Origin of the sequence: Lysinibacillus sp. Y5S-8 (assembly GCF_036894365.1) — a bacterium.
GTDB classification, from domain to species: Bacteria; Bacillota; Bacilli; order Bacillales_A; family Planococcaceae; genus Lysinibacillus; species Lysinibacillus fusiformis_D.
Genome location: NZ_CP145889.1, coordinates 4,142,224 through 4,168,267 on the forward strand (window position 1 = coordinate 4,142,224; position 26,044 = coordinate 4,168,267).

The window sequence follows — 26,044 nt, forward strand, 5'->3', positions numbered from 1 at the left end:
GTTTTTATTGTACATCCGTTTTAATCATTTCAAATAATAGTGGTACATTCGTACCTCGTTGCAATGAATGGCAACCTTCCATTAAAAACGACCAACTTTTCTTTATTTTTTCCCTATAAGGTAGCTCTGAACTAACCGGGAGATAGGCTCTCAAATATTCTTCAATTGTGCCAGATAGATTGTCCATAAACGCATCTGCTTTTTGTATTTTTTCTGTTGGGATTTCATTGCGCTCATCCCATAAAACATGCTCTAAATTCGTAGAGAAATAAAACAATTGATAAGGTACTTTCATACGATTAATGCTAAAATGGTCGTTGGCAATTAAAATTTTAGCATTCTTCGCTTTCATGTCATTACGTTGTTCAATTTGTTCCTTACGCTTAGCTGACTTCACTAGAATAGCATCCTCAGTATAAAATAAATTTTGCTCAATTTTCTCATCTACCTTGACACATTCTGGTGCAATAAAGCAACCATCCGTATCTGTAATATGAACGACAGCAGTTAAATCATTTGCTAAAAATTTATATTTTTCAAGATAGCTTTGGATTACTCGTACCACACTATTTTTAATATTCGGGATACGTTTATGGGCATCCCATTTTGTCAAAATATCTTCACGTTGTACATCAAAACGTATTGTTGAATTCGCAAAGTGAGCATCTAAATAATCCTCTAAAATGATTTGCTCCGTTTGTCCTTCCACAATGATTAAGAGTACCTTTTTAGTCATGCTGAACACCCGCTTTACGAAAAGCACGTTTAATTTTAAATGTTTTGGTTTCCTTATAGACATCTTCATCCTGTCCACCAAGTTGAATAGCACGTAAGTAGACATCCCTAGCATTATTTACTTCTTTAATGCCTTTTAGCTGCATATAGCGGTGATTTTCATTTGTCGTTGTAAACCATAAGTTTTTAATAGCTAGCACCTCTAACACACGTAGATTATGGGATGTAAAAATAAGTTGTCCTTTTCCATCCTCATCTATCACTGTTAACAACTCCCCCAACAAATATTCAAATACTCCCGAATCTAATTCATCAATAACCACACAGGCATTCGGATTATTGTAGACAGCAATCAATACACTAAGAACAGAAATGATCTTTAAAATCCCCTCAGACTCCGTTCGCAGTGGTAATTCCCTCTCTCCACGCTGTGATAAAAATTCAAAACGAATTCCCGGCTCACCATTATCCATCATTTGCTTTGTAATTACATTTATTTTAATAGTTAGACCTGGAATAATAGCCGTTAACACACGGTTACTTTGCTCAATTACTTCACATAATGCATAGAATGCATCCTCTGGTAATATGGCTGGTCCCTTTAAATCGTATGGTATTAGACCTCTCGTTTTCTCTAAATGAATACTAAACGGCATGATCCGTTCTTCAAATAATGGTGCTATATTTTGATTATTAACAACATGTAAGTCTCTATTAAAATCAACCGCAATATTTTGAAGTAGTTGCATCTCTTGCTCCGAAAGTCGTTCCTGTAACAATGGCTTTACATCTTTATGGAATAGAAATGACATATATTGCTTTCTTGCTAACTGTTGAATAACAAGTAATTGGATACGTGCCTGCTCACTTAAATCAGCCAGTTTTGATTGACGAATTCGGACGTCTTTCTCTGTTACAGCTACTAATATCTTTGAACGCTTCCCTTTAGCATTTTCTCGATAGCTAAGACGTTCTAGCGTTGTATATAACCGATGCTGATCCTCCTGTAGCTCCACATAGTAATTTACATAAAACGTCCCAAATTGATTTTCAACTAAAAATTCGACATCTATGCAGGCTGTTTGCTCACCTGCTAAGATAAGCCGCTTCTCTTGTGAGGGTAGCTTCACTTCAGCAAGCCAACCTGATATAAGTGTCTTTAATATTTCAAATGCATCCACAATGGTTGTCTTTCCAGAGCCATTTTGTCCATACAGCCCTACAACATTTGCTTGTAGAAATGTCTCAAAATTTACTCCTAGTACAATTTCGCCTTGTCTTACATTTCGTAAATTTTGTATGTTCATCTTTTTTATTTTAATAATCGCCATTTGCTAAACATCCTTTTAACCTTTTTCCTTATTATAATGAAAATTGTTATATTTTATAACAATTTCAATCTTAAGTATTGACTAGCCTAAAGCCTATGGCAATTATCGCAATAGGCATATGTTAGAAAAAATGAAGAAAGGTGTGTTTCATTGGTTTATCCTAGATTAGCTCCTGATGATTTTAACAGTCAATTTCGCCCAGGTATGAAAATATGGGTAACACTCCCCACAGGTACTTATTCAGGTACATTGATTCGAACATTTGGCACTGGAGGAAGAACAGCTGAAATCCAGCTAGATAACGGTCAAATAGTGACTGTGGATGTTAGTCAAATTACTGCCGCAGGTACAGGTACACCACCTGGTAGTTCCTATCCTCCGCCATATCCACCACCCTATCCTCCACCTTATCCGCCGCAACCATACCCTCCACGTCCATATCCGCCACAACCTTATCCACCGCAACCCTATCCTCCACGTCCATATCCACCACAGCCCTATCCGCCGCAACCTTATCCACCACGTCCAGGAGGGCAATATCCCGGTTTCCCACCACCATTAATACCAGGATTGCCGAATATTTTACCAGGTATCTTCGGTAATCCTCGACCATAGCCAACTAGAAAAGGTTATTTCTTTGTTCATCTTTGAATAAAGAAATAACCTTTTTTTCATTTTATTCCCATAATAAAAATGACAGAAAACCATAACATTCTCAAGCATATCGGACATTACAAAATAAGTAAAAAGCCCTAACAAGGAGTTGAAAAATAGGATTTCCACCAAATTTTTAATTCAATTGAAATCGACTAGTTCCAAGCAAACTTCTTTTTTATACTAGTAATCGTACGAGTTTTTGTAAAAATACAGACTAAAATACAAAATAGACAGACTAAAAAACTAAATTCTACTCTTTAATTTTATAAATCTAGACTTTAAATAGTAAGTTTTCTGGGTTGTGAATCAATTTTTTTGGCAGTATAGTAGTTTAATGTTAGGGGATAAATAGATTACTTTGCATTCATAAATATTTAATATGCATCTGGACTTCTACGAATAACATCACAATCTTCAATGTGCAGTACATTGACTAAATTATCCATTTCTTATCCTTAGCTTGAAATATTTGTTATATCATATTAGGAGGAAAAGTATGAAAAAAAGCAAGAAGCAGCATATGTCCATTAGCAAAAAACTAACCGTAATAATGGTAAGTATTTTATTATTATTTGGTTTAGTTACTTTAGGCCTTTCTTATTATATTGTCAGAAATAGTAATTTAACAGATATGGATCAATCACTCTCTGACAAAGGTATGATCTTAGCAAAAACGATTGATATCAATACGTTGAAATCAATACTAGATAATCCAACAAACAGTAACTCCGACGCCTTAAAATTAACGAGAGAAATGGATGCGATCAATGACAATTCTGATAGCATTACCAATCTATTTTTAATTACGGTTAATGGAGAAAATATTAATGCACCTGTTCTTTCATCTAGTATACTAGAACTAGGTGCTGAATATAATCAAGATATGATTGCTATGGGTCTATCTCCCGATTTCCTAGCAAGAATCAAAGAGGTTTTTAACACAAAAAAAGCAACAGCAACAGATATTTATAGCGATGAGTTTGGTAGCTACAAAACGGGTCTCACACCCATTTTAGATGAAAATGGTGATATGTTGGCTGCATATGCCATTGACTATGACGTATCAATGGTAACTGGAAAAGCCATGTCTGAAGCTCTATGGACATTATTAGTCACTGTTATTTTCTTAATTGGTTCATCTATTGCTGTATACACTCTTTTGAGAAAAAAATTAACACCAATTCAACAGCTTTCCTTACAATCTAAAAAAGTAGCAGAAGGTAATTTAGAGCTTGAACCATTATCCGTTACTTCTACAGATGAAATAGGAACGCTCACACAAAACTTTAACTTAATGATTGAAAATCTAAAAACTGTCATTAAAAGTACAACAAACGTTTCTGCTCGTGTGTCAAACACAGCCAACGTTTTATCGGCAAATATGCAGGAAGCTTCCGATTCTTATAATAATGTAGCTTCTTCTATGCAAGAAATTGCGAGTGGCGCGGATCTTCAAGTTCAAAAGGCAAAAGAGAGTACGATTACTATTGAAGAAATGAGTATTGGTATCCAACGCATTGCAATGACATCCAATCAAATTTCAGAATCCTCTATCTTAGCATCAGAGGAAGCTGAAAAAGGTAATGAATCGACAAATAAATCAGTTGCACAAATGAATGCGATTAGTAAAGCTGTAAATCAGTCTGCTGCTTCTGTTAAATTGCTTGGCGATCACTCCAATAAAATTGAAGAAATTGTGGGCATTATTACGGGAATCGCTTCCCAAACAAATTTACTGGCATTGAATGCAGCCATCGAAGCTGCCCGTGCTGGAGAAGCTGGTAGTGGGTTTGCAGTGGTTGCTGACGAGGTACGTAAGCTTGCTGAACAGTCTGAGGCATCTGCACGGGAAATTTCTACACTTATTTCTCATATCCAGCATGATACAAACGAATCTGTCAATATCATGGTTCACGCTGTAGAAGAGGTTGATCATGGAATTGTCATGATTAATGATTCAGAAAAATCATTTAGCCAGATTCTAACTTCCATTCATCATGTAACAGGACAAATTCAAGAGCTTTCTGCTACGATTGAAGAAATGGCAGCTGGTATGGAAGAAGTAACATCTGCTGTTAAAGATATGGAAGACTTCTCTATCAATTCAAAAGACAATACGAGAGCAGTTGCCGCAACTTCTGCCTCTCAGCTGAATACCGTACAACGAGTTTCTGAAGAAGCTCAAGTATTATCCGAGTTATCTGATGAACTATTAAATGTTGTTAATACCTTTGTAGTGAAATAAAAAAGCGAAAGGGCTGCTCTTATAAGGAGATGTATGTCCGTTAGAATTCTGAGAATGATTCATTTTCTGTGGAACTAATGGCATAAACACTCCTTCATAAGTGTCTGCCCTTTTCTAAAATAGGAGTTGTCATGATTGAATAATAAACGAGAATTTGATGTATACCCATTAGAGAATAATACGCATTCTTATGAGCCACAAACTCTACCATCCAATCGTACACAACTGTTGAACGAAGAAGATTTACTAGCCTATCAAACTTTAAACCAAACATTAGCTGACTACGATCAAAACACCACAATACCTGACGTATTTTATCAGGCAGCACAGCAATTTGCTGAACGCATTGCATTATCCTTTAAAAATGGCAAGATGACCTACCATCAGCTAAATGAACAATCCAACCAAGTTGCTCACATGCTAATAGCAAACGGTCTGCAAAAAGGAAACTATGTGGCAATCGTTATGGAACGAAGTAAAGAAACAATCATCAGCCTTTTAGGTGTCCTGAAAGCTGGTGGTGTATATGTTCCTATTGATCCAAGCTACCCGAAAGAACGGTGTCAGTATCTATTAAACGATACAGGTGCCCCGTTTATTCTAACAAAAAACGAACATACAGCATTACTGAATGATTTCATACATAATGATTCCCAAACACGTACAGTGTTAACGATCAACCAATCAGAAAAAGGCTACTCACAGGAAAATCTAACTTGTGGAATACATCCATCCGACCTAGCCTATATTATTTATACTTCTGGTTCTACGGGCAAACCAAAAGGGGTTATGCTTAAACATGAATCTGTTATTAATTTGATTACAGATAATCAAAGAATCTACCATTCAACGCAAGACGATGTATATTCTCAGTTTATCTCCTATAGTTTTGACCCATCAGTAACAGAGACTTTTACCGCTTTCTTTTCTGGAGCAAGGCTGCATATGCTAACAAGTGTGGAACGTCTATCGATTGAAGCATTTGCTGATATGATTGGTCGTGAGCAAGTAACCGCTGCCACTGTACCCAATGCTTTCTTTACACAGCTAGCAACACATTTACCTGTGGAATACCGAGAAAAACTGACAACATTAAACTACCTATCTGTTGGTGGCGAAGCCCTATTACCTGCTGTCGTTCAAAAATGGCATGAAAAATTTGGATTAACTACAGAAATTATTAATCTTTACGGACCAACTGAATGTACAGTATTGTCCTCTTACTTCAAGATAAAGGATTCTATAATAGATAAACAATCCAGTATTCCTATTGGCAGACCAATCGCTAATTATGAGATGTATGTTGTTAATGATGATGAGCAGCTTTGCCCAGTTCATGAAACTGGAGAATTATGTATTGCAGGTGCTGGTTTAGCAGCAGGCTATTTACATCAGCCAGAAAAAACGGCTGAGGTATTTGTACCTCATCTATTGAAGCCAGAACAAAAAATGTATCGTACAGGTGATTTAGTTCGCCTATTACCTAGTGGTATTATTGAATTTGTTGGGCGCAAGGATTCACAAATCAAAGTAAGGGGCTTCCGTATTGAGCTTGGAGAAATTGAAACGGTGTTAAGCAATCATCCTAACATTCAGGAAGTCGTAATCATTGCGAAGAAAAAGTCCGATGGTAACAATCATTTATTTGCCTACTATACTGTGACTAGTGGTATACAACTTGAGGAAGATATTTTAAGAGACTACCTGTCAACTCTTCTACCAGATTATATGGTGCCTGAGCGTTTTATAGAATTGCCTGAAATGCCGCTTTCTCCTACAGGAAAAATCGATCGAAAACAACTAGCATCACTGGAAGTGATTTTATCCCGTAGCCATGCATACAGCCCACCCAAAAATAATACACAGCAGCTGCTAGCTACCGCGTGGGAAAAGGCACTTGGTATCGAGCCAATAGGCATTCACGATAATTTCTTCCATATTGGAGGTCATTCATTAAAAGTGCTGGAAATTCTTGTACAAGTGAAAAAGCATATACCATTCTTAAAAATACAAGATTTCTTCCACTACCAAACGATTGCAGAGCTAGATCAATATATTCGTCATTATCAGCCGGAAGCTAATGACGTTCAAGAGCAACCAGCTAATCTTGTTTTTAAGGATTTAATGGAGCCAAGTCCGCTGCAAGTCTCTCAAACCGTAAGGCCCTTGCCAATGACGTCGGTATTATTAACAGGAGCTACAGGTTATTTAGGTAGCCATGTATTATACGAACTGTTAACAGCAACAAATGCACATATTTACTGTCTTATTCGACCAGGTACCCATGCAACGATTGAGGACAAGCTAATGGATAGTATGCAATTTTACTTTGGCAACGATCTTGTTCATCCTATGAAAGAGCGTGTCACAGTTATCCCAGGCGACTTAGGAAAGCAACAACTTGATTTATCTGATGAAGCTGAACAAATGTTGCTGGAAAAAATCAATGCAATCATTCATTGTGGTGCCGATGTACGTCATTTCGGTGCGGCTGACCATTTCAATAATGTCAATGTGTATGGTACTCGCCATTTGCTTGAAATAGCTAAACGAAAACCAGGTATGCATTTCCATTATGTATCAACCATTGGTATTCCAGAGGAGTTAGCTGCCATTCAATGGGGCTCAAATGAGGCAAAAGGTAATTTTAATTACGATGTGAAGCTTAATAATGTGTATACCCAAAGTAAGCTAGAGGCGGAAAATCTTGTTCGAAATGCTGTAAATGATGCCATTCCTATTTCCATTTATCGTGTAGGAAATTTAAGTTGTCACTCTGAAACAGGCAAATTCCAACGTAATATTGATGACAATGCCTTTTACCGTATGATTAAATCGATGCTTTATTTAGGTAAAACACCTACCGCACAATGGCATGTTGACTTTACTCCTATTAATTATGCGAGCCAAGCACTCGTTTCTCTGGCGAATCAGCCAGCAGCAAACGGTCATGTCTTCCATTTATGTAATCCTGTATCGCTTCCTTATTTAGAATTAATCGACATGATTAAGGAATTTGGCTATGATCTATCAATCGTTTCAGCACAGGAATATACAAATTGGCTATTGTATAGTGAGCATACAAAAGAAGCACAGGAATATTTATCGTTAGCCATTGCTCAGCTTGAAGGTGATGGAGCTGGTGATTCCCCGTTTATTTTCAATTGCAAAAAAACACTAGAATTTTTAGTCAATACGAAAATTGAATGTGCAGTACCTAATACAGCCTTTATTCACAGAATGATTCAATATGGAATAGATACAGGCTACTTCCCTGCTCCAAGTCAAGTCAACATAAGATAATCAAACAGGATATACAGCTATTTGCATATCGTTAACACTAACAGAGTGGGATACTTTTTTAAGTACACCTCTCTGGTGTTTAACGAAAATTTAAGAAATACAGGCTTTTGCAGAATCAGCAATGAGCATTGCTTGGTTGGGCATGTGCTATAAACCTCATTTGTTTGATACCATTAATATTAAGCGAGCCAAGAAAGAACTTTCTAACTCGTTCTCGATTCACAACATCTTTTATCCATCTACTGAAACAATTACAATGTTTAATAGAGAGCTGCTTCCATTTCTATAACAAAAAGGAGGAGAAATTAATAACTTCTCCCCCTTTCATAGTGTTGAAAAACAAAACCATCCATAGAATTTATGTGAAAGGTGAAAAAGGATTTCCGTTGCAGGCTACTTGCTTTCCTGTGGGCGAGCGCCGAGCCGCTTCCTCTGCTACCGCTTCGTGCAGGGGCTCGCCTGTCTCGCTATTCCCACGGGAGTCAAGTAGCCTTCCACTCCAATCCATAAAAATGTTCACTTTTTAGCAAAAAAGTGAAGGTATTCACTACTCTTTTATGGAGGGGTGTTGTCACACATCACTTCTCCAAATTGAAAGTAAGAGGCTATCCTCTCTTATAATATAAATAATGGGCTATTTTGTTCAGGAAAAGACACTTTTGCAGAATGGTTGATTGGAGTGGAGCCAGTGTCACTCCTAGGGGATTTAGCGTCACAGGTGAGACCCTGGAGCGAACGCAGTGAGTGAAGCGACTCATCGGACGCCCCCTGGAAAGGACGCTGGCGGAACGGAAATCAACCCCTCGCCTTACAAAATTGCTTATTATACCGTTGACATTACCTTTTTTCAACAACATGAAAGGAGGAGAAATTAATAATTTCTCCCCCTTTTTTAAGTCGTCTAATCGACTCTCTTATTTAAATAAGTCTGGATACATCTCTTTTGCTAATGCTTCCATTCCATCTATTGTGTTGTAGCCATAACCAAACATGTAATTATAATCTACGATATAAATTTGTTTATTTTTAATAGCTTTCATGCTTGAAAGTTTAGGATTTGCATAAATTTCTTCGCGTACTTTTGTTAGATCAGAACCATCCCAGTTAGGAAGAATTAATACATCTGGATCTGCTGCAATTAATGTTTCAACACTTACATCGCCTGTTTCATCTTTGAAAATGTTATCTAATTTAACCATTTTGAATGCGTCATTGAAGAATGTTTCATCATGAGCTGGGTATACAAAAAGCTCTTTTGGATCATTTGTATGCAAATAAGCAAAAGTTTTTTCTTCTTTAATACTTTCTAATTTTGAAGAAATGTTTTGTTGTCGCCCTTTTAATTCTTTAATAAAGCTATCCGCTTTATCTTGCACTTTGAAAATTTTACCAATATTTTCGATATCTTTGTAAATAGAATCATATGTGCCACCTGTTACAGATGATTCTAAAACATATGTTTTAACGCCCATTTCATTAAGTGAGTCTACTGTCCCTACGCCCCATTCAGCATTATCAAATAAGCCACCGCGACCAAATACAAGATCAGGATCAGTTCCTAATGTAACCTCTTTCCCTACATACTCATCACTTAAAATATTTAACTTAGCGTATTCTTCTTCTACAGATTTATCGACTGCCCCAAAGTTTGCTCCGACACCAACGATTTTATCACCTAATCCTAAATGTAATAATAATTCTGCTGCTGGGCGTGTATTAGCCATAATTCTTTCAGGTGCTTTATCGAATACTTGATCTTTCTTTTCCCACGTTGAGCCTCCCTCAGCTTTTGCAAAGTTAGCAACTGTCAGTGGATAATAATCTTTTGTTTGTGTTTCCTCAGCTGTATTTTTTGATGTGTTACCACAAGCTGTTAATGTTAATAAAGCTGCTAAACCAATTCCTAATAATAGTTTTTTCTTCATGGTTTTCCTCCTATAGTCCATATGCAAAGCCTAATCCGTTTGTCACTGGATTAGTAAACGTTTGACATTTAATATGATATAAAGCTTCTATTGTTTCCGGTGTTAAAACCTCTGCTGGTGTGCCATGCGCATAGATTTCACCATCTTTTACTGCATAGAGATAATCACAGTAATGGGCTGCCATTTCTAAATCGTGAAGCGCTGCTAAAACACCGATATTTAAACTTCTAACACAGGATAGTATTTCGATTTGATAACGAATATCTAAATGGTTTGTTGGCTCATCCAAAATCATAAATTTAGGCTGCTGAGCAATCGTTCTTGCTAAAATAACTCGTTGCTTTTCGCCACCAGATAGTGAAAGAAAACTACGCCCTCTATAGGATTGTAAGTTCGTGCGCGTTAACGCCTCTTCCACAATGTCAAAATCCTTTTGGTTATCTGACTCTAGCATTTTTTTATGAGGTGTTCTGCCTAACATCACCATTTGCTGTACCGTTAAATCAAAATGCATTTCATTGAATTGCCCTACTACTCCTAAGTGCTGAGAAATCTTTTTTTCAGGACTCTTCAAAACATCTAAATCATCTAAAAAAACCATCCCTTTTTGAGGCACAAGGCTTTTATAAATACTTTTCAACAAAGTGGACTTTCCGCATCCGTTTGGTCCGATTAAGCCCACAAATTGTTGCTTATTCACATGAATGGATATGTTTTTTACTATTTCCTTTTTACCGATCTTTACCTCTATTTCCTTTGCTACTAATTCCATTGTTCTACCCTCCGAAGTTGTAACCTTTTTTTACAATCATATAGATAAATAATGGCGACCCAATGACAGAAGTAATGATACCAATTGGTAATTCAACGTTTTGGATTAATGTTCGAGACAGAATATCCGCCCAAATCATGAAAAGACCACCTAAGAGCAATGTTCCTAACATTAATCGTTTATGGTCTGCTCCAAAAATGCCTCTCGTGATATGTGGAATAATTAAACCAACAAAACCGATCATACCCGCATAAGCAACCATTGTTCCTGTAATGAGCGAAGTAAGGATCATGTACAATTTGCGATAAGCACTTAGATTGATACCTAATGTGATAGCTGATTCATCTCCAAGTAGCATTGTATTTAGCACACGATGTTGGAAAAGGAATAACGCAGCCCCTAGCACAATCACAATTGTTAAAATCGGTGTTTTATCCCAGCTAGCAGATGCCAAGCTTCCCATAGACCAAAACGTAACGGTTTTAATGCCCTCAGCATTATTCGCAAAAAAGATAATAAGACTTGAAAAAGAACTACATAATGCTCCAATGACAACACCTGATAAAACAAGTTTGACTGATGTCGCTTTACCACCAATGCTGGATAAGATCAGCACTGCCATAGAGGTAATCATCGCCCCTGCAAATGCTCCAAAGGCTACCCCAAACTGTGCCAACAATGCACTACTTCCAAAACCAACTAGAATGGCAAAGGTTGCACCCAATGACGCCCCTGAAGAAATACCAAGTATGTATGGATCAGCAAGGGGGTTTTGTACAACCGCCTGCATGACAGTTCCGCATAGTGCAAGTCCAACGCCAATCAATAATGCAAAAATCACACGAGGCATTCTGACCTGTAAAATAATATTCAAGTAGGATTCGCTATCCACATTATCAAGCGAGCCAAGCTTCCCGTTGGATATAGTATGTAGCAAAATATCCATTGATTGCTTAAAAGGTATGCTGACTTGTCCTATTGATACAGAAAAAACGGCAGATATTAAAATGGCACCTATTAAAAGCAAGATAATAACATAATAAATATTGCCCATTCCTATTCTGTTAGCTTCCTGATTATCCAAGATTTCACCTCTATCTAACAAACTATTAGTTAATGATAACGATTATCATTTTCATTTTGTATTGTAAGTGATAATCTTTTGAAAAACAACAGGAAAATTTTTAATTATAGATTATTCATACATTTAGTAGATGAATAATCCACTAATGGCGCTTTCATTCACTAAAATTATTTTTTCGTTGAGCATAACAACAATAAGTTCAAAAATCCCATTTATTATATAGAAGAGAAAATTTAGGAATTTCCAATTAACTAATTATAGTCAAAAATTAAATGTAAAAATGCTTGCTTTTATTTTTAACTATGGGCTTGGTTTATGATTATCTCATTGGGAACTAGAGGAATTAGCTATAGGAGAATTGCTATTAGACCCCCCTCACCTAACTACCTTGACTAGAGGTTAGGCAACAGGAAAATCAGCAATCGATGATGGAGGTAATTTAAACAATTTATTGGAGCTATGATGAAATCACCCTGCTGTTATATGGATCATCAACTATAAAAAAATCTCATTGGAAAAAGAGTACTGAATGGGACAAATATAGAGGGATATACTTGTTACAAGCGCTGTGCATTTAAGGTATTCATTATAAAAACCACTTCCCATAAAATTATGGAAAGTGGTTATGTTTAGTCAAAAATTTTAGCTGAAACTAAAACTTACATCATGCCTGGCATACCGCCCATGCCGCTCATATCTGGCATTGCTGGTGCCGCTTCTGGAATATCTGCTACAACTGCTTCTGTTGTTAAGAATAGCGCTGCAACTGATGCTGCATTTTGTAGAGCTGAACGAGTTACTTTTGCTGGGTCCACTACGCCTGCTTCCATCATGTTTACCCATTCGCCAGTAGCTGCATTGAAACCAATGCCAACTTCTTCACGTTTTAGGCGATCCACGATGATTGAACCTTCAAGACCAGCGTTATTAGCGATTTGGCGAACTGGTTCTTCTAAAGCACGTAAAACGATTTTCACACCTGTAGCTACGTCGCCATCTACTGATTCAGCTGCTTTTTCAACTGCTGCATAGACGTTAAGAAGGGCTGTACCACCACCTGATACGATACCTTCTTCAACAGCGGCACGAGTAGAGTTTAGAGCATCTTCAATACGAAGTTTACGTTCTTTAAGCTCAGTTTCTGTTGCAGCACCAACTTTGATAACTGCTACGCCACCTGCTAATTTTGCAAGACGTTCTTGTAATTTTTCTTTATCGAATTCTGATGTTGTTTCAGCAAGTTGTGCACGGATTTGACCAATGCGTCCTTCGATTGCGTCTGCACCGCCAACACCTTCAACGATTGTTGTGTTGTCTTTTGTTACAACAACTTTTGCTGCACGTCCAAGTGAAGAAATATCCGCTGATTTTAGGTCTAAGCCTAATTCTTCAGTAATTACTTGACCACCAGTTAGGATAGCGATATCTTCAAGCATTGCTTTACGACGATCACCGAAGCCTGGTGCTTTTACTGCTACAGCATTGAATGTACCACGAAGCTTGTTCACAACAAGAGTTGCAAGTGCTTCTCCTTCCACGTCTTCAGCAATGATTACTAATGGACGACCTTGTTGTACCACTTGTTCTAATAGTGGTAATACTTCTTGAATGTTTGTAATTTTTTTATCAGTAATTAAAATGTATGGGTTATCAAGAACCGCTTCCATTTTATCTGTGTCAGTTACCATGTAGTGTGAAGCATAGCCACGGTCAAACTGCATACCTTCTACTACATCAAGTTCTGTTGTGAAGCCTTTAGATTCTTCGATTGTGATAACGCCGTCGTTACCAACACGCTCCATTGCTTCAGCGATCAGTTGTCCAACTTCATCATCTGCAGCAGAAATAGCAGCAACTTGTGCAATTTCTTCTTTATTGCTTACTGGACGAGAAATAGCGTGTAATTCTGTAAGTGCAGCAGCAACTGCTTTATCAATACCTTTGCGGATACCTACAGGATTTGCACCAGCCGTAACGTTTTTCAAGCCTTCACGAATAATTGCTTGTGCTAATACTGTTGCTGTTGTTGTACCGTCACCAGCGATTTCATTTGTCTTAGAAGCAACCTCTGCTACTAATTTTGCCCCCATGTTTTCATATGGGTTTTCTAGCTCGATTTCTTTAGCGATTGTTACACCATCATTTGTAATAAGTGGTGAACCGAATTTTTTTTCTAAAACAACATTACGTCCTTTTGGTCCTAATGTTACTTTTACTGTATTCGCTAATTTATCTACACCTTGTAACATTAATGAACGAGCGTCTTCTGAGAATTTAATATCTTTTGCCATGAGAATTTACCCTCCTGAAATGGAATATTCGTTAAGCTTCTTCAATATATTTATATCAATTTCATCTTATTGTCATTTTCGTTAAACAAACAATAAGCCTTCACCTTTATTTAAGGTGTGAATAATGTACTTATTCAATAATTGCAAGAATATCGCTTTCGCGTAAAATTAGGTATTCATTACCTTCAAATTTAACTTCTGTTCCAGCGTATTTAGAGAAAATAATGCGGTCGTCAACTTTAACGTCAAGCTCTACACGTTGCCCGTTCTCTAATACACGACCTGTCCCAACTGCTACTACTTTACCCTCTTGTGGTTTTTCTTTTGCAGAGTCAGGTAGTACAATACCGAATGCAGATTTCTCTTCTACCTCGATTAGTTCAATTACAATACGATCTCCTAGTGGTCTTAACAAGTGAAACAACCTCCTAATAATTAAATAATTGTTAAAATTTATTAGCACTCTATATCAATGAGTGCTAACACAATTATTATGATAATCAATCACACTTTTTTTTGCAAGCCAGAACTTCGAAAAATTTTGTTTTCTTTCCATATTCCTCTACAATAGAAAGGAAGCATATGAATGGAAAGGATTTTGACTGTGACTAATTCTCAAAAAATAACGAAACATAAAAAAACAGCCCTGTATGTCTTATTAATTTATATCGTGATGCAGATTTCAAGCAGATGGCTGCTCTTACCGTTTCATAAGCTCGTTATGAAGATAACTGATCTAGCTTCTGAACAAGCGGCTCCCATTACTCAAGGCTGGTATATTGCCCTTAGTTTTGCTATTGCGCTCATTTTAAGCTTAATCCTAACATCTCGTGATAAAGCCTTTTGGAACATTTATCAAGGAAAAAAGGAAACGATCCCTCTTACAATTGTTTGGGGAATCTTCGGTTTCTTCCTCGTGTTCTTTGGTCAAATGATTGGTGCCGCTATTGAGATGGCTGTTTTCGGTATAGAAGGAGGTTCCCAAAATACCGCAGATATCGTCGCTATAGCTCAAGGTGCTCCCGTTGCTATATTAGCGATTGTTGTATTTGGGCCTATTTTAGAAGAATTCGTCTTCCGCAGAGTCATATTTGGCTCGCTTGTCCAAACAACAAATTTCTGGGTAGCGGCTATAGTAAGTGCCATATTCTTTGCGATTATCCACTTCGACTTCTCGCATATCTTGCTTTATACCATTTGTGGCTTAATATTTGCCTTTTTATATCACAAAACAAAACGCATTTGGACTTCTATTATCGCACACGTTATGCTTAATGGATTTGTGACACTTGTACAATTCTATGCAGAGCCATTGCAAAAGTTTCTTCAAGAACTAGAAAAAATGCAATAATTTTTTGTAAAGTCATTGTAAAGCGGCATTAGAACACAAAAGCTCGGTGTCCCATTGAGGGCACCGAGCTTTATCTATTACTGTTGATTCAATTCTTCTATTTGTCGTCGTTGCTGCTCAAGCGCCTCTTCAATCTGACGTTTTTGCTCCGCTTCCTGTTCTTCTTTTAAACGAATTTCCTCAGATTTAAGATATTTCTTATAACCAATCCGAGAAATCATAATACTAATTTCATACAAGATAAACAATGGCACAGAAACCATTAAATGTGACGCCAACTCTGGCGGTGCAATAATCGCTGCACATACAAATAAACCAAAGTATGAATATTTACGAATTCGAATTAGTAAATCTGGACTTAATATACCAATTCGCGAAAAGAATAAAACAACAATCGGTAACTGGAATAGAAAACCAAAGGGTATTGTAAGCTTAAACAAAAATGTAAAATACTCATGTATACCAATGGTTTGCTGTATCTCCAAATCATTCGATAAATTCATCATGAATTTTATGACATACGGGAAGAGTAAAAAGTACGAAAAAGATAACCCTGCAATAAACAATAGAAATGAATAAGGTATATAGCTTAGAGTGGCTTTACGTTCTACTTCTCTTAATCCAGGGCTAATAAACGACCATAATTGATACATCAACACTGGCGATGAAAGAATAAAGGCAATTATAAAAACAACTTGTATATAAATTGCAAGTGGTGTGACTACGTCAAATGCATGAAGCTCAATATTATATTTTGCTCCAGTCATTTGAAGGTATTTAACAAGCGGCTTTGCGACGAAAAAGCCGCCAGCCATAGCGAGAACAAAGAAAACGGCAACAATGAACAGCCGTTTTCTTAATTCTTCTATATGCTCAATGACAGTTAGATCTTTTGGATTCATTCCTCAAACATCCTAACTTACTTATCTAGTTCTTTCTTTTTCTTGTCATCATCATCTTCGTCGGCTAAACCTTTAGTAGCATTTTTGAATTCACGTAGTGTTGAACCAAATGCCTTACCAAGCTCTGGTAACTTCTTAGGGCCAAAAATTAATAACGCGACAATTCCGATAATAATGAGGCTCATAGGACCAATTCCACCCATTACAGCCACCTCCTCTTTATATCCATCATTTTAACGCATATTTCGCCATTTTGCTAACTAATTATATGTGAAAGTTTTTCGTCTCTCTCACAGGTTTAGCCGCATTTTATTAAAAAATATTATTTGACAGAAATGGTGAATTACACTTAAAAATATGTATTATTTTCACACTTCCTGATTACGAATTAAATATATAAGCGCTTGCAATTCTACCGATAAATCAATGGTTAAAAGCTGCATTCTATCTGGTACTGTTAACCGTTCTGGTGTAAAGTTTAAAATACCCTTTGCATTCATTGCTGCTAAACGATCCGCCATTTTTTGTGCGGAGCGTGGTGAAACGGTTAAAATCGCAAGCTCTGCACCGTATTCTGCATACTTCTCCTCCAGTAAATCTGGATGAAAAACAGGAATATTACTAATCATTTTGCCATCCTTCGGTGCTTTAGAATCGAATGCTACGACAATATGTGTATTATGGTTTTTTTGAAAATTATATTTTAATAATGCACTGCCCAAATTCCCCACGCCAATTAACGCTACTTTTGTCGTTTCATGTTGATCAAGCGTCTGGCTAAAAAATTGTAATAAATGCTGCACATCATAGCCATAGCCCTTTTTACCAAGAGCGCCAAAATAAGAAAAATCACGGCGAATCGTTGCAGAATCTATTTTCATCGCTTCACTCAGTTCCTTCGACGAAATACGTTCCATACCTTCTTGTGCAAAGTTTTGAATAAATCGATAGTAAAGAGGAAGTCTTTTTGTAGTGGCTTGTGGGATTTTTAATTCTTGTTTCAAACTTTCTCCTCCTTATGATGAACCTCAATCAATTTTACTGTATTTAACTACTAATTTTAATACATTTATCCTTAACTATATACAACATTTTTGCAATCCACTAGCGTATTTCTCTTTAGTTAATGGCGCTTTGTACGCAACTAACTAAAAAGAAATCGTTTCAATCTTACATGACTGCTAGGAATAAGTAAAGCACCTACATTGCATGCAAATCGTTCATCCATTACACTAAGGTAGAATTGAGGTGTCAAGAATGATTGTTTTACAGGTCAATCAACTAACTAAATCCTTTCTTGCAGATGAAATTTTAAGTGGTGTTAAATTAGAAGTTCAACATCGTGATCGTGTTGCCTTAGTAGGGCGAAACGGTGCAGGTAAATCGACTTTATTAAAAATAATCGCTGGTCAAATGTCCTATGACTCCGGGGATATCATTATCCCAAAGGGCATTCAGGTTGGCTATTTAGAGCAACATGCTGGATTAAATTCTACGTTAACTATTTGGGATGAAATGATGACGATTTTCGAACCGCTTTTAGCCCAAGAACAAACGCTCCGCTCGCTCGAACAGCAAATGGCTGATCCTACCGTTTACGAAAATCCCACTCTGTATGCGAAAGTTATGTCGGAATACGATCAACTACAGCATACTTTTAAGGATGCTGGCGGCTATCAATATGAATCGGACATACGTTCAGTGCTTCATGGAATGCAGTTCTATCCCGAAGACTATGATAAACCCATTAGCTCACTATCTGGTGGACAACGCACACGTTTAGCACTGGCTAAGCTTTTACTTAGTAAACCAGACCTTTTAATTCTCGATGAGCCTACGAACCATTTAGATATCGAAACATTATCTTGGTTGGAATCTTATTTAAAGAGCTATGAAGGAGCTATTTTAATTGTTTCCCATGACCGCTACTTCTTAGACCAAGTCGTTTCCATTGTCTACGAAGTGTCACGTCATCGTGTTACAAAATATACAGGCAATTACAGTGCTTATTTAGATGAAAAGGCTAAAACCTATGAACGCGATGTCAAACTTTTTGAGCGTCAGCAAGATGAAAAGGCCAAGCTAGAGGATTTTATCCAAAAGAATATTGCACGTGCCTCTACAACAAAAATGGCACAAAGTCGACGTAAAATGCTTGAACGAACTGAGTGGATGGAATCGCCAGATGGTGATGAGAAATCTGCTAGTTTTGGTTTTACTATCGAACGTCAAAGTGGTAATGATGTTTTATCCGTCGATGATTTAACAATCGGCTATGATGATCAGCTAATATCTAGTGGTATTAACCTGCGCACTTTTCGCGAGGATCGGATAGCCCTTGTTGGACCAAATGGGGTTGGTAAATCAACATTATTAAAAACGATTGTGAAAGATTTAACACCTCTTGCAGGTGCTATTCGTTATGGTATTAATGTACAAATTGGCTATTATGATCAAGAGCAAGCAAAGCTTTCAAGCAATAAAAGTGTCTTGAAAGAGCTATGGGATGAATGGCCGCTCATGAATGAAAAAGATATTCGCACTGTCTTAGGACGCTTCCTATTTAGTGGAGAAGATGTGGATAAAACCGTATCCTCTTTATCAGGCGGTGAAAAAGCACGCCTTGCACTCTCAAAATTAATGATGCAAAAGGCCAATTTTTTAATTCTCGATGAACCTACAAACCATCTAGACTTAGATAGTAAAGAGGTTCTGGAAAATGCACTGATTGATTATCCTGGAACGCTTCTATTTGTCTCCCATGACCGCTACTTCATTAATCGTATCACAACGAAAGTGGTGGAGATGTCTGGAACTGGGTCATTTGAATATTTAGGCGACTATGATTATTATGTAGAGAAAAAACAGGAACTGTTGGAGCTAGCGCAAATGAAGGCTGCCTCCCAACTGCAAGTACAGCAAGACCTACCTGATAAGACTTCTACCTCTAAAATTGATAAAGAGGCAAAAAAACGCGAACGTCAAATTAGGCGTACTATTGAAGAACTAGAGGCGAAGATGCAAGAAACGACAGCTACCATTGATAGGCTCGAGGAAGCTCTCTGTGACCCTGCAATTTTCACGGATCACGAAAAAATTTCACAGCTTCAAGACGAATTAGCTACTGCTAAAGAACAGCATGAGCGATTGGAATTAGAATGGTTAGAGCTAAATGAGGAACTTGAAAATATTAATATGTAGTTACTGATTTTAAGCCATGTGCCTCGCCGCATGGCTTTTTTCTTTACACACCTTTATTTTTCATATATATTGGTCAAGTGCTATTTTTCGACAAAAAATGCCCACAGTTTTATACACACTATAAATCTAGTAATACCAACATATCAACAGAGTTTTCCACATTGTCCACAATCAAAAATTATTTTATCCACATCATCCCTTGTAAAACGTGCTACTATATATTGAATAATCACAAGTTATGCACAAGTTATCAACATATTGTGCATAAGTACGCGTGTTCGGTACTTAATTCGCACCATTACCTGTGGATAATTTTCTGAAAAATTTGTCAATTAACGTGTTGAATATTATTATTCTCTTCGCAACATTCATTTTTTATCAACAAATTTTCGACAAGCAAAAAAAGAGATATCTTCAATAAGATACCTCCTTCATTTACTGCTACACCCAAGATTTTAACTCCATTCCTGGACGTCCATTCATCATTAAGTTTCCTCGAACACCCGCCTCAAACATTGGCATGGCTGCTGCTCCAATCATTGCCGCATTATCTGTACACAATTTGAGTGGTGGTACAAAAAATGGGATACCTTCCTCGGCAAATACAGCCTCTAAAGCGCTTCGCAGACCTTTATTCGCTGCTACACCACCAGCTGCTATGACCTGCTTCACCTGATATTCGCGAGCAGCACGCAATGTTTTCGCTGTCAGTACTTCGACAACACTTTCCTGAAAACCCTTAGCAACGGCTGCTGGCGAAATAGCTTCGCCTCGTTGATCCATATTGTGTTTATAATTGATGACTGCTGATTTTAAGCCACTAAAGCTAAAATCATAAGAACCCTCCTCTAACCAAACTCTTGGAAAAGGAACAGCCTCTTCACCCTCATGAGCAAGCTGATCAATACGTGGTCCACCTGGATAAGGTAAGTTTAAAACGCGTGCCACTTTATCATAGGCTTCACCAGCTGCATCATCTCGTGTTTCACCAATGACCTCAAAGGAGCCATGTTCCTTCATATAGACAAGCTCTGTATGACCACCTGATACGACAAGTGCCAACAAAGGAAATTCCATTGGCTGAACAAGTGCATTGGCATAAATATGTCCTGCAATATGGTGGACGCCAACAATCGGCAAGCTGTTAGCAAAAGCAAAAGCCTTAGCTGCGTTAATGCCAATCAATAATGCCCCTACCAGACCTGGGCCCTCTGTAACAGCAACTGCATCTAAATCGGCTGGCTTTAAATTAGCTTGTGCCAGTGCTTCTTCTATTACTACTGTAATTTGTTCAACATGATGACGTGATGCAATTTCAGGTACAACGCCACCAAATCGCTTATGACTTTCTATTTGAGAAGCCACAACATTCGACACAATTTCATGACCATTTCGAATAATCGCTGCAGCTGTTTCATCACAACTTGATTCTATTGCTAATATCAATCCATTATTCATTATAAATTCACCCACATGACAAGGGCATCCTCCCCGTTATCAGTATAATAGCCTTTCCGTATGCCACCATCTTGGAATTGAAGCTTGCGATAGAGATTTTGTGCAACCGTATTCGTTACACGTACTTCTAACGTCATGACCTCCATTCCATGTAAACGAGCTATTTGCATCGCCTCACGCATTAACCCCTCGCCTATCCCTCGACCACGTGCCTCCTCAATAACAGCTACATTTGTAATTTGAGCTGCATCTATGACCATCCACATCCCACAAAAACCAATAATACTGTCATTTTCATCTATAGCCAGCACATAATGCGCATACTGATTTTCATGCACTTCGTAGTAAAAGGAATCTAACGTCCATGGCACTGGAAATGAAGTCACTTCAATTTCATAAACCACTGGCACATCGTCAGAAACCATTTTACGATAAGTTACATTCCTACTCATGTTCCTTCTCCTTCTGTTCTTTCAGCCAGTTCGCCTCAGCTTCTGCAATCCGTTTATATTGTGGAACAAAATGATGGATAGCTTCGACTCTAGGCAACTCTAATTTCGTTGCTACACGAATGACTTCCGTTGCGCGTGGCAAGTCAATACTAAATGGTGCACGTACTGCTGTATCACCAAGCACCTGCTCAATATTCTCCCAAAATATATCAACATCTGTTCCTACAAATAAAATAGGCGCCTCTAATGCCTTTAAACGCACTAATAAATCATCAATATGTACATGATGATCATCCACAAGGGCCTCTAATGTCTCGCCCTGATAAACAGCTGTGTAGACATTGCCTCTTCTAGCATCAATAATTGGACAAATCAATCCGTTGTAAAGAGCAGCATTAGCAGCCAATGTCTTTAAGCTAGATACACCAACTAAAGGCTTCTGTAACGTCCATGCTAGGGTTTTTGCTAATGTCACGCCTATACGAACACCTGTATAAGAACCTGGCCCTTCAGACACTGCAATCGCATCCAAGTCATTCGGTTTTAACCCTATTCGTGCCAAGATTTCTTCAATCGCTGGCATTGCACCTGCAGAATGCGTTAATTTTATGTTTTGTACCATCTCGGCCACCACTTTGCCATCCTTTACAACTGCAATGGAGAGCGGTGTATTTGCTGTTTCTATTCCTAACCAAATCATTTCATTAGCTCCTCACATAGTGCCTCATAGCGTTCTCCACGAGGTATTAACACAAAGCGTCGTTCATTTTCTCCGATTCGATAAATCTCTATCGCTAAGCGATCCTGTGGCAAGTCCTGTTCAATTAAATGCGCCCATTCGACCACTGAAACTGCATCTCCATAAAACAGTTCATCCCAGCCAAGATCTTCATCACTTTCTGCTAACCTATACACATCTAAATGATTAAACGGTAATCTTCCCTCATACTGCTTAACAATCGTAAATGTTGGACTGTTGACTGTTCGTTTGACCCCAAGTCCCTTTGCCAAGGCTTTCGTAAATGTTGTCTTGCCAGCACCTAGATCCCCTTCTAATGTAATCGTATCTTGAGCTTCTAGTATATTGGCAAGTTTGATGGCGAAACGTTCTGTATCATCAACTGAATTCATGATTATTTCATACATATTCTTTTTTCCTCTCATCACTACATTACCTCTAGTTTACCTAAACTAACGAAAATGTTCAAAGCATCCAATATCAATTATACCTGCTTTGATTGTGCTTGTTAAAAAGCCCTGTTCTGTGATGACAATAGTTAGGTAACCTAAATGCAAACAAAAACACGTCTTCTCTTATGAAGACGTGTCAACTATCTATCTATTGGAATGACCTTTTACAGCTATGATCTCTTTAGCAATTAATTTATCATCCTTAAATTTCACTATATAAGCCTGAGTCAACAGGGTTTCATCATTCCAACGATATTCATTATTTTTAACCTTTTTACCTGCGCCGCCTGCTGTCTCTACTACCTCAATATATGACATATCATTTTTTAATTTCTCAAATTCTACTTCGTTCATATTTTTTTGCCAGTGATACGTATTTGCTTCTTCAATCTCTATAATAGGATCTCCACAGCCAACCATTATTATTATGGAACCAATAAGCAAAGGTAAATAAAGACGTTTTAAGAAATGGTCTTTGCTCATATAAACACCTCCGTAGCCAATCCGATTACTTCTAAATTTTTACCCCTAATTTTTATTTTAGAAACATATCTCATTTTACCTTATAAAAACGCCCTCATTTATCGGTAATTTTTACTATTTTTAGATAATGTTAAAAATATGCAATAAGTTAGGCTCATGTCAATAATTCAATTAACTTCACTGGGATTGGGTGATTTTTTAGTAGCAGTAGAGGAGTTATTTAGGGCAATAGATGTTATTTTATTAAAACCAATGGGAGGTTGGTCATAAAGGGTTCAGAAATTGTAAAGCTTTTAGCCTCTATGTTTCTACCCTGTGAAGTGGGTCTTTATAAAATGATGCTTTCACAATTTCAACATAAGCTTGAATACATTTCATGCTCAAATGCTAAGTTGAAAGAAAATAATTATTAAATAAAAAAAAAGCTCTTATGACTGTAGCAGTACATAAGAGCGATCATATCAATTTTAAATGGCGGTCCCGACCGGGATCGAACCGGCGATCTCCTGCGTGACAGGCAGGCATGTTAACCGCTACACCACGGGACCTCTTTAAGACATTTATAAATATATCATATAGTAAAAAGCTATGCAATATATATTTTCATATTTTTTCTTCTCATAATTTCTTGCAATTGGCATCAATCTTGCAAATAAATTTAGTAGTTTCAACACACTATTTAGTAGGAGGTTGGTGCCATGGTTCGGTACATATTTACACGAATTGGTTATATGATTATTACCCTTTTTATTATTATTCTACTGTCATTTTTATTAATGAAAGCTTTGCCAGGTTCACCATTTAATGATGAGCGTCTTCCAGAGCCTCAAAAAGAGCTACTTTACAAAAAATATGGGTTAGACAAGCCTGTTCCTGTGCAATTTGGCATTTATTTAACGAATCTTGTACAAGGAGATTTAGGAGTTTCTTTTGTCTTTGATAATCGACCAGTAACTAAAATTATTCAGGAACGTATCGGTGCATCGGCAATTTTGGGCTTTCAAGCCATTATAGTGGGAACAATTATTGGGCTTTTATTAGGAATTATAGCGGCTCTAAAACACAACACTATTATTGACTATGGAGCCACAATACTAGCCGTACTAGGTATATCGATTCCATCGTTTGTCTTTGCAGGTTTTCTACAATATTGGGTTGGCGTTAAACTAGGCTGGCTACCCATTGCCTTTTGGAATGGCTTTGAATATTCTATTTTACCAACGATTGCTTTAGCAGTTGGAGTAGTTGCTACAATTGCTCGTTTCACGCGTATTGAAATGCTAGAAGTACTTAGTCAAGAATACATCTTAACCGCAAAAGCCAAAGGATTATCAAATCCTTTTATCATTACAAAACATGGTATTCGAAATGCCATGATTCCAATCGTCACTATTATTGGTCCGTTAACTGTTAACACTATTACTGGTTCACTTGTTATTGAAAAGATATTCAGTATTCCAGGTTTAGGTGAGCAGTTTGTTAATTCTATTATTACCAACGATTATCAGCTAATTATGGGAACAACTATTTTTTATGCGGTGCTATTTGTAACCGTTATTTTAATCATCGATATTTTATACGGGTTGATTGATCCCCGAATCCGTGTGACAGGAGGCGATAGGGCATGACTATAAAATTGACAGAAGGTATAACTAAGAGCTATTCAAAGGAGTTATTTGAATATGCATCGCAAACTGATATTACGGATGATCTCACCTATCGTCCTGAGCAATCATTTTGGCAAGATGCATGGCGTGGTTTGCGGAAAAATAAAGCAGCTATAGTCGGGTTATGTACTATTATCGTCGTTATATTACTTGCTATTTTCGGCCCTTTTATGAATAGCCACGGTTATGATGAACAAAATATCGCCCGCACTAATTTACCTCCAAAAATTCCTGTCCTTGAGAATATTTCTTTCTTAGGCTTGAATGGTGTTGATAGCCGAGGCGTAGACCAATATGAAGCAAAAGGGATTGCAGAATATTTTTGGTTCGGTACAGATGAATTAGGTCGAGATCTTTGGACGCGTATATGGGAAGGAACACGAATTTCTCTTTATATTGCTTTTTTAGCGGCAACCATCGATCTAATTATAGGAGTTGCCTACGGGGCTGTCTCAGCATTTTATGGTGGTCGGACAGATAATATCATGCAACGTATTATTGAAGTGTTAGTTGGTATCCCTGGCCTAATTGTGAACATACTTCTGATTCTTATTTTAAAGCCAGGGATTATTTCGATTACGATTGCAATGGTGATTGTAGGCTGGATCAGTATGGCTCGAATTGTTCGAGCACAAATATTGAAGTTAAAATCATATGAATATGTGCTTGCTTCACGAACACTTGGTGCTAGTAACCAACGTCTCATTTGGAAGCATTTAATTCCCAACACGCTTGGGCCAATTATTGTTGCAACTACGTTTACTATTCCAGGAGCCATTTTCACGGAAGCATTATTAAGCTTCATCGGATTAGGGCTACAGCCTCCAACAGCTTCTTTAGGAACAATTGTCAATGATTCGTATAAATTACTACGAATTTATCCACATGGCATGATTGTTTCATCTATTGTCATTAGCTTGATTATGATTAGCTTTAATTTACTCGGGGATGGACTGCGTGATGCATTCGATCCAAAAACTCGTAAATAAGGAGATG

The 26,044-nt window shown here is 37.4% G+C and carries 22 protein-coding genes and 1 tRNA gene; 7 read left to right on the top strand and 16 right to left on the bottom strand.

The window, feature by feature from the left end; genetic code table 11:
- Positions 1–4: 4 nt before the first annotated feature.
- Positions 5–736: a hypothetical protein gene (locus tag V6670_RS20235; RefSeq protein WP_036118980.1), complete on the bottom strand. Its 732-nt coding sequence runs from the start codon at positions 734–736 to the stop codon at positions 5–7.
- On the bottom strand, positions 729–2,066 hold the full coding sequence (locus V6670_RS20240; RefSeq protein ID WP_338651966.1) for an AAA family ATPase: 1,338 nt from the start codon (positions 2,064–2,066) through the stop codon (positions 729–731). The genes V6670_RS20235 and V6670_RS20240 overlap by 8 nt, the downstream gene beginning before the upstream one ends.
- Positions 2,067–2,216: 150 nt before the next feature.
- Here V6670_RS20240 and V6670_RS20245 point away from each other — a divergent pair, with 150 nt between their 5' ends.
- From V6670_RS20245 to V6670_RS20255, 3 genes are all read left to right on the top strand, one after another.
- Positions 2,217–2,681: a hypothetical protein gene (locus V6670_RS20245; RefSeq protein ID WP_205445841.1), complete on the top strand. Its 465-nt coding sequence runs from the start codon at positions 2,217–2,219 to the stop codon at positions 2,679–2,681.
- A 538-nt stretch (positions 2,682–3,219) separates the two neighbouring features.
- Positions 3,220–4,968, top strand: a complete 1,749-nt coding sequence (locus tag V6670_RS20250) for a methyl-accepting chemotaxis protein (RefSeq protein ID WP_338651967.1) — start codon at positions 3,220–3,222, stop codon at positions 4,966–4,968.
- A 135-nt stretch (positions 4,969–5,103) separates the two neighbouring features.
- On the top strand, positions 5,104–8,271 hold the full coding sequence (locus V6670_RS20255; RefSeq protein ID WP_338651968.1) for an amino acid adenylation domain-containing protein: 3,168 nt from the start codon (positions 5,104–5,106) through the stop codon (positions 8,269–8,271).
- Between the two features lie 914 nt (positions 8,272–9,185).
- Here the strand turns inward: V6670_RS20255 and V6670_RS20260 are convergent.
- The 5 genes from V6670_RS20260 to groES form a co-directional block, all read right to left on the bottom strand.
- Complete coding sequence (locus V6670_RS20260) at positions 9,186–10,196, bottom strand: ABC transporter substrate-binding protein (protein WP_036118989.1); 1,011 nt, start codon at positions 10,194–10,196, stop codon at positions 9,186–9,188.
- 10 nt (positions 10,197–10,206) lie between these two features.
- Positions 10,207–10,968 carry an ABC transporter ATP-binding protein gene (locus V6670_RS20265; protein WP_036118991.1) on the bottom strand — a complete coding sequence of 254 codons (762 nt, stop codon included), beginning with the start codon at positions 10,966–10,968 and terminating at the stop codon, positions 10,207–10,209.
- 4 nt (positions 10,969–10,972) lie between these two features.
- Positions 10,973–12,022, bottom strand: coding sequence for an iron ABC transporter permease (locus V6670_RS20270; protein ID WP_338654689.1), 1,050 nt, complete (start codon positions 12,020–12,022; stop codon positions 10,973–10,975).
- 689 nt (positions 12,023–12,711) lie between these two features.
- On the bottom strand, positions 12,712–14,343 hold the full coding sequence (gene groL / locus V6670_RS20275; protein ID WP_058843576.1) for a chaperonin GroEL: 1,632 nt from the start codon (positions 14,341–14,343) through the stop codon (positions 12,712–12,714).
- Between the two features lie 130 nt (positions 14,344–14,473).
- Positions 14,474–14,758, bottom strand: a complete 285-nt coding sequence (groES, locus tag V6670_RS20280; RefSeq protein WP_004224358.1) for a co-chaperone GroES — start codon at positions 14,756–14,758, stop codon at positions 14,474–14,476.
- Between the two features lie 171 nt (positions 14,759–14,929).
- On the opposite strand from groES, the gene V6670_RS20285 reads away from it, so the two are divergent.
- Positions 14,930–15,694 carry a type II CAAX endopeptidase family protein gene (locus V6670_RS20285; protein WP_338651969.1) on the top strand — a complete coding sequence of 255 codons (765 nt, stop codon included), beginning with the start codon at positions 14,930–14,932 and terminating at the stop codon, positions 15,692–15,694.
- Positions 15,695–15,771: 77 nt separating this feature from the next.
- Here V6670_RS20285 and tatC read toward each other — a convergent pair whose 3' ends face one another.
- The 3 genes from tatC to V6670_RS20300 all read right to left on the bottom strand — a co-directional run bounded on the left by tatC (position 15,772) and on the right by V6670_RS20300 (position 17,600).
- Complete coding sequence (gene tatC / locus V6670_RS20290; RefSeq protein WP_036119000.1) at positions 15,772–16,596, bottom strand: twin-arginine translocase subunit TatC; 825 nt, start codon at positions 16,594–16,596, stop codon at positions 15,772–15,774.
- 17 nt (positions 16,597–16,613) lie between these two features.
- Positions 16,614–16,799 (bottom strand): twin-arginine translocase TatA/TatE family subunit, encoded by a 186-nt coding sequence (locus V6670_RS20295; protein WP_010857065.1) that lies wholly within the window; start codon positions 16,797–16,799, stop codon positions 16,614–16,616.
- 165 nt (positions 16,800–16,964) lie between these two features.
- On the bottom strand, positions 16,965–17,600 hold the full coding sequence (locus tag V6670_RS20300; RefSeq protein WP_338651970.1) for a redox-sensing transcriptional repressor Rex: 636 nt from the start codon (positions 17,598–17,600) through the stop codon (positions 16,965–16,967).
- Between the two features lie 253 nt (positions 17,601–17,853).
- Between V6670_RS20300 and V6670_RS20305 the strand changes: the two genes are divergently transcribed.
- A complete protein-coding gene (locus V6670_RS20305; protein WP_338651971.1) occupies positions 17,854–19,797 on the top strand; it encodes an ATP-binding cassette domain-containing protein in 1,944 nt (647 codons plus the stop codon).
- Between the two features lie 441 nt (positions 19,798–20,238).
- On the opposite strand, the gene tsaD is transcribed toward V6670_RS20305, so the two are convergent.
- The 6 genes from tsaD to V6670_RS20335 form a co-directional block, all read right to left on the bottom strand.
- Positions 20,239–21,255: a tRNA (adenosine(37)-N6)-threonylcarbamoyltransferase complex transferase subunit TsaD gene (tsaD, locus tag V6670_RS20310; protein WP_058843573.1), complete on the bottom strand. Its 1,017-nt coding sequence runs from the start codon at positions 21,253–21,255 to the stop codon at positions 20,239–20,241.
- Positions 21,255–21,707, bottom strand: coding sequence for a ribosomal protein S18-alanine N-acetyltransferase (gene rimI / locus V6670_RS20315; protein WP_036119009.1), 453 nt, complete (start codon positions 21,705–21,707; stop codon positions 21,255–21,257). Before rimI ends, tsaD begins: the two co-directional genes overlap by 1 nt.
- On the bottom strand, positions 21,700–22,407 hold the full coding sequence (tsaB, locus tag V6670_RS20320) for a tRNA (adenosine(37)-N6)-threonylcarbamoyltransferase complex dimerization subunit type 1 TsaB (protein WP_338651972.1): 708 nt from the start codon (positions 22,405–22,407) through the stop codon (positions 21,700–21,702). The genes rimI and tsaB overlap by 8 nt, the downstream gene beginning before the upstream one ends.
- A complete protein-coding gene (tsaE, locus tag V6670_RS20325; protein ID WP_036119017.1) occupies positions 22,404–22,853 on the bottom strand; it encodes a tRNA (adenosine(37)-N6)-threonylcarbamoyltransferase complex ATPase subunit type 1 TsaE in 450 nt (149 codons plus the stop codon). Before tsaE ends, tsaB begins: the two co-directional genes overlap by 4 nt.
- Before the next feature lie 189 nt (positions 22,854–23,042).
- The gene (locus tag V6670_RS20330; protein WP_338651973.1) at positions 23,043–23,381 is read right to left on the bottom strand and encodes a hypothetical protein; all 339 of its coding nucleotides are present in this window, start codon (positions 23,379–23,381) and stop codon (positions 23,043–23,045) included.
- A gap of 472 nt (positions 23,382–23,853) precedes the next feature.
- A tRNA-Asp gene (locus tag V6670_RS20335) sits at positions 23,854–23,929 on the bottom strand.
- A 150-nt stretch (positions 23,930–24,079) separates the two neighbouring features.
- Here V6670_RS20335 and opp3b point away from each other — a divergent pair.
- Both opp3b and opp3C read left to right on the top strand, forming a co-directional pair.
- Positions 24,080–25,009, top strand: coding sequence for an oligopeptide ABC transporter permease (gene opp3b, locus V6670_RS20340; protein ID WP_036119020.1), 930 nt, complete (start codon positions 24,080–24,082; stop codon positions 25,007–25,009).
- Positions 25,006–26,037: an oligopeptide ABC transporter permease gene (gene opp3C / locus V6670_RS20345; protein WP_338651974.1), complete on the top strand. Its 1,032-nt coding sequence runs from the start codon at positions 25,006–25,008 to the stop codon at positions 26,035–26,037. Before opp3b ends, opp3C begins: the two co-directional genes overlap by 4 nt.
- The last annotated feature ends 7 nt before the right edge of the window (positions 26,038–26,044 follow it).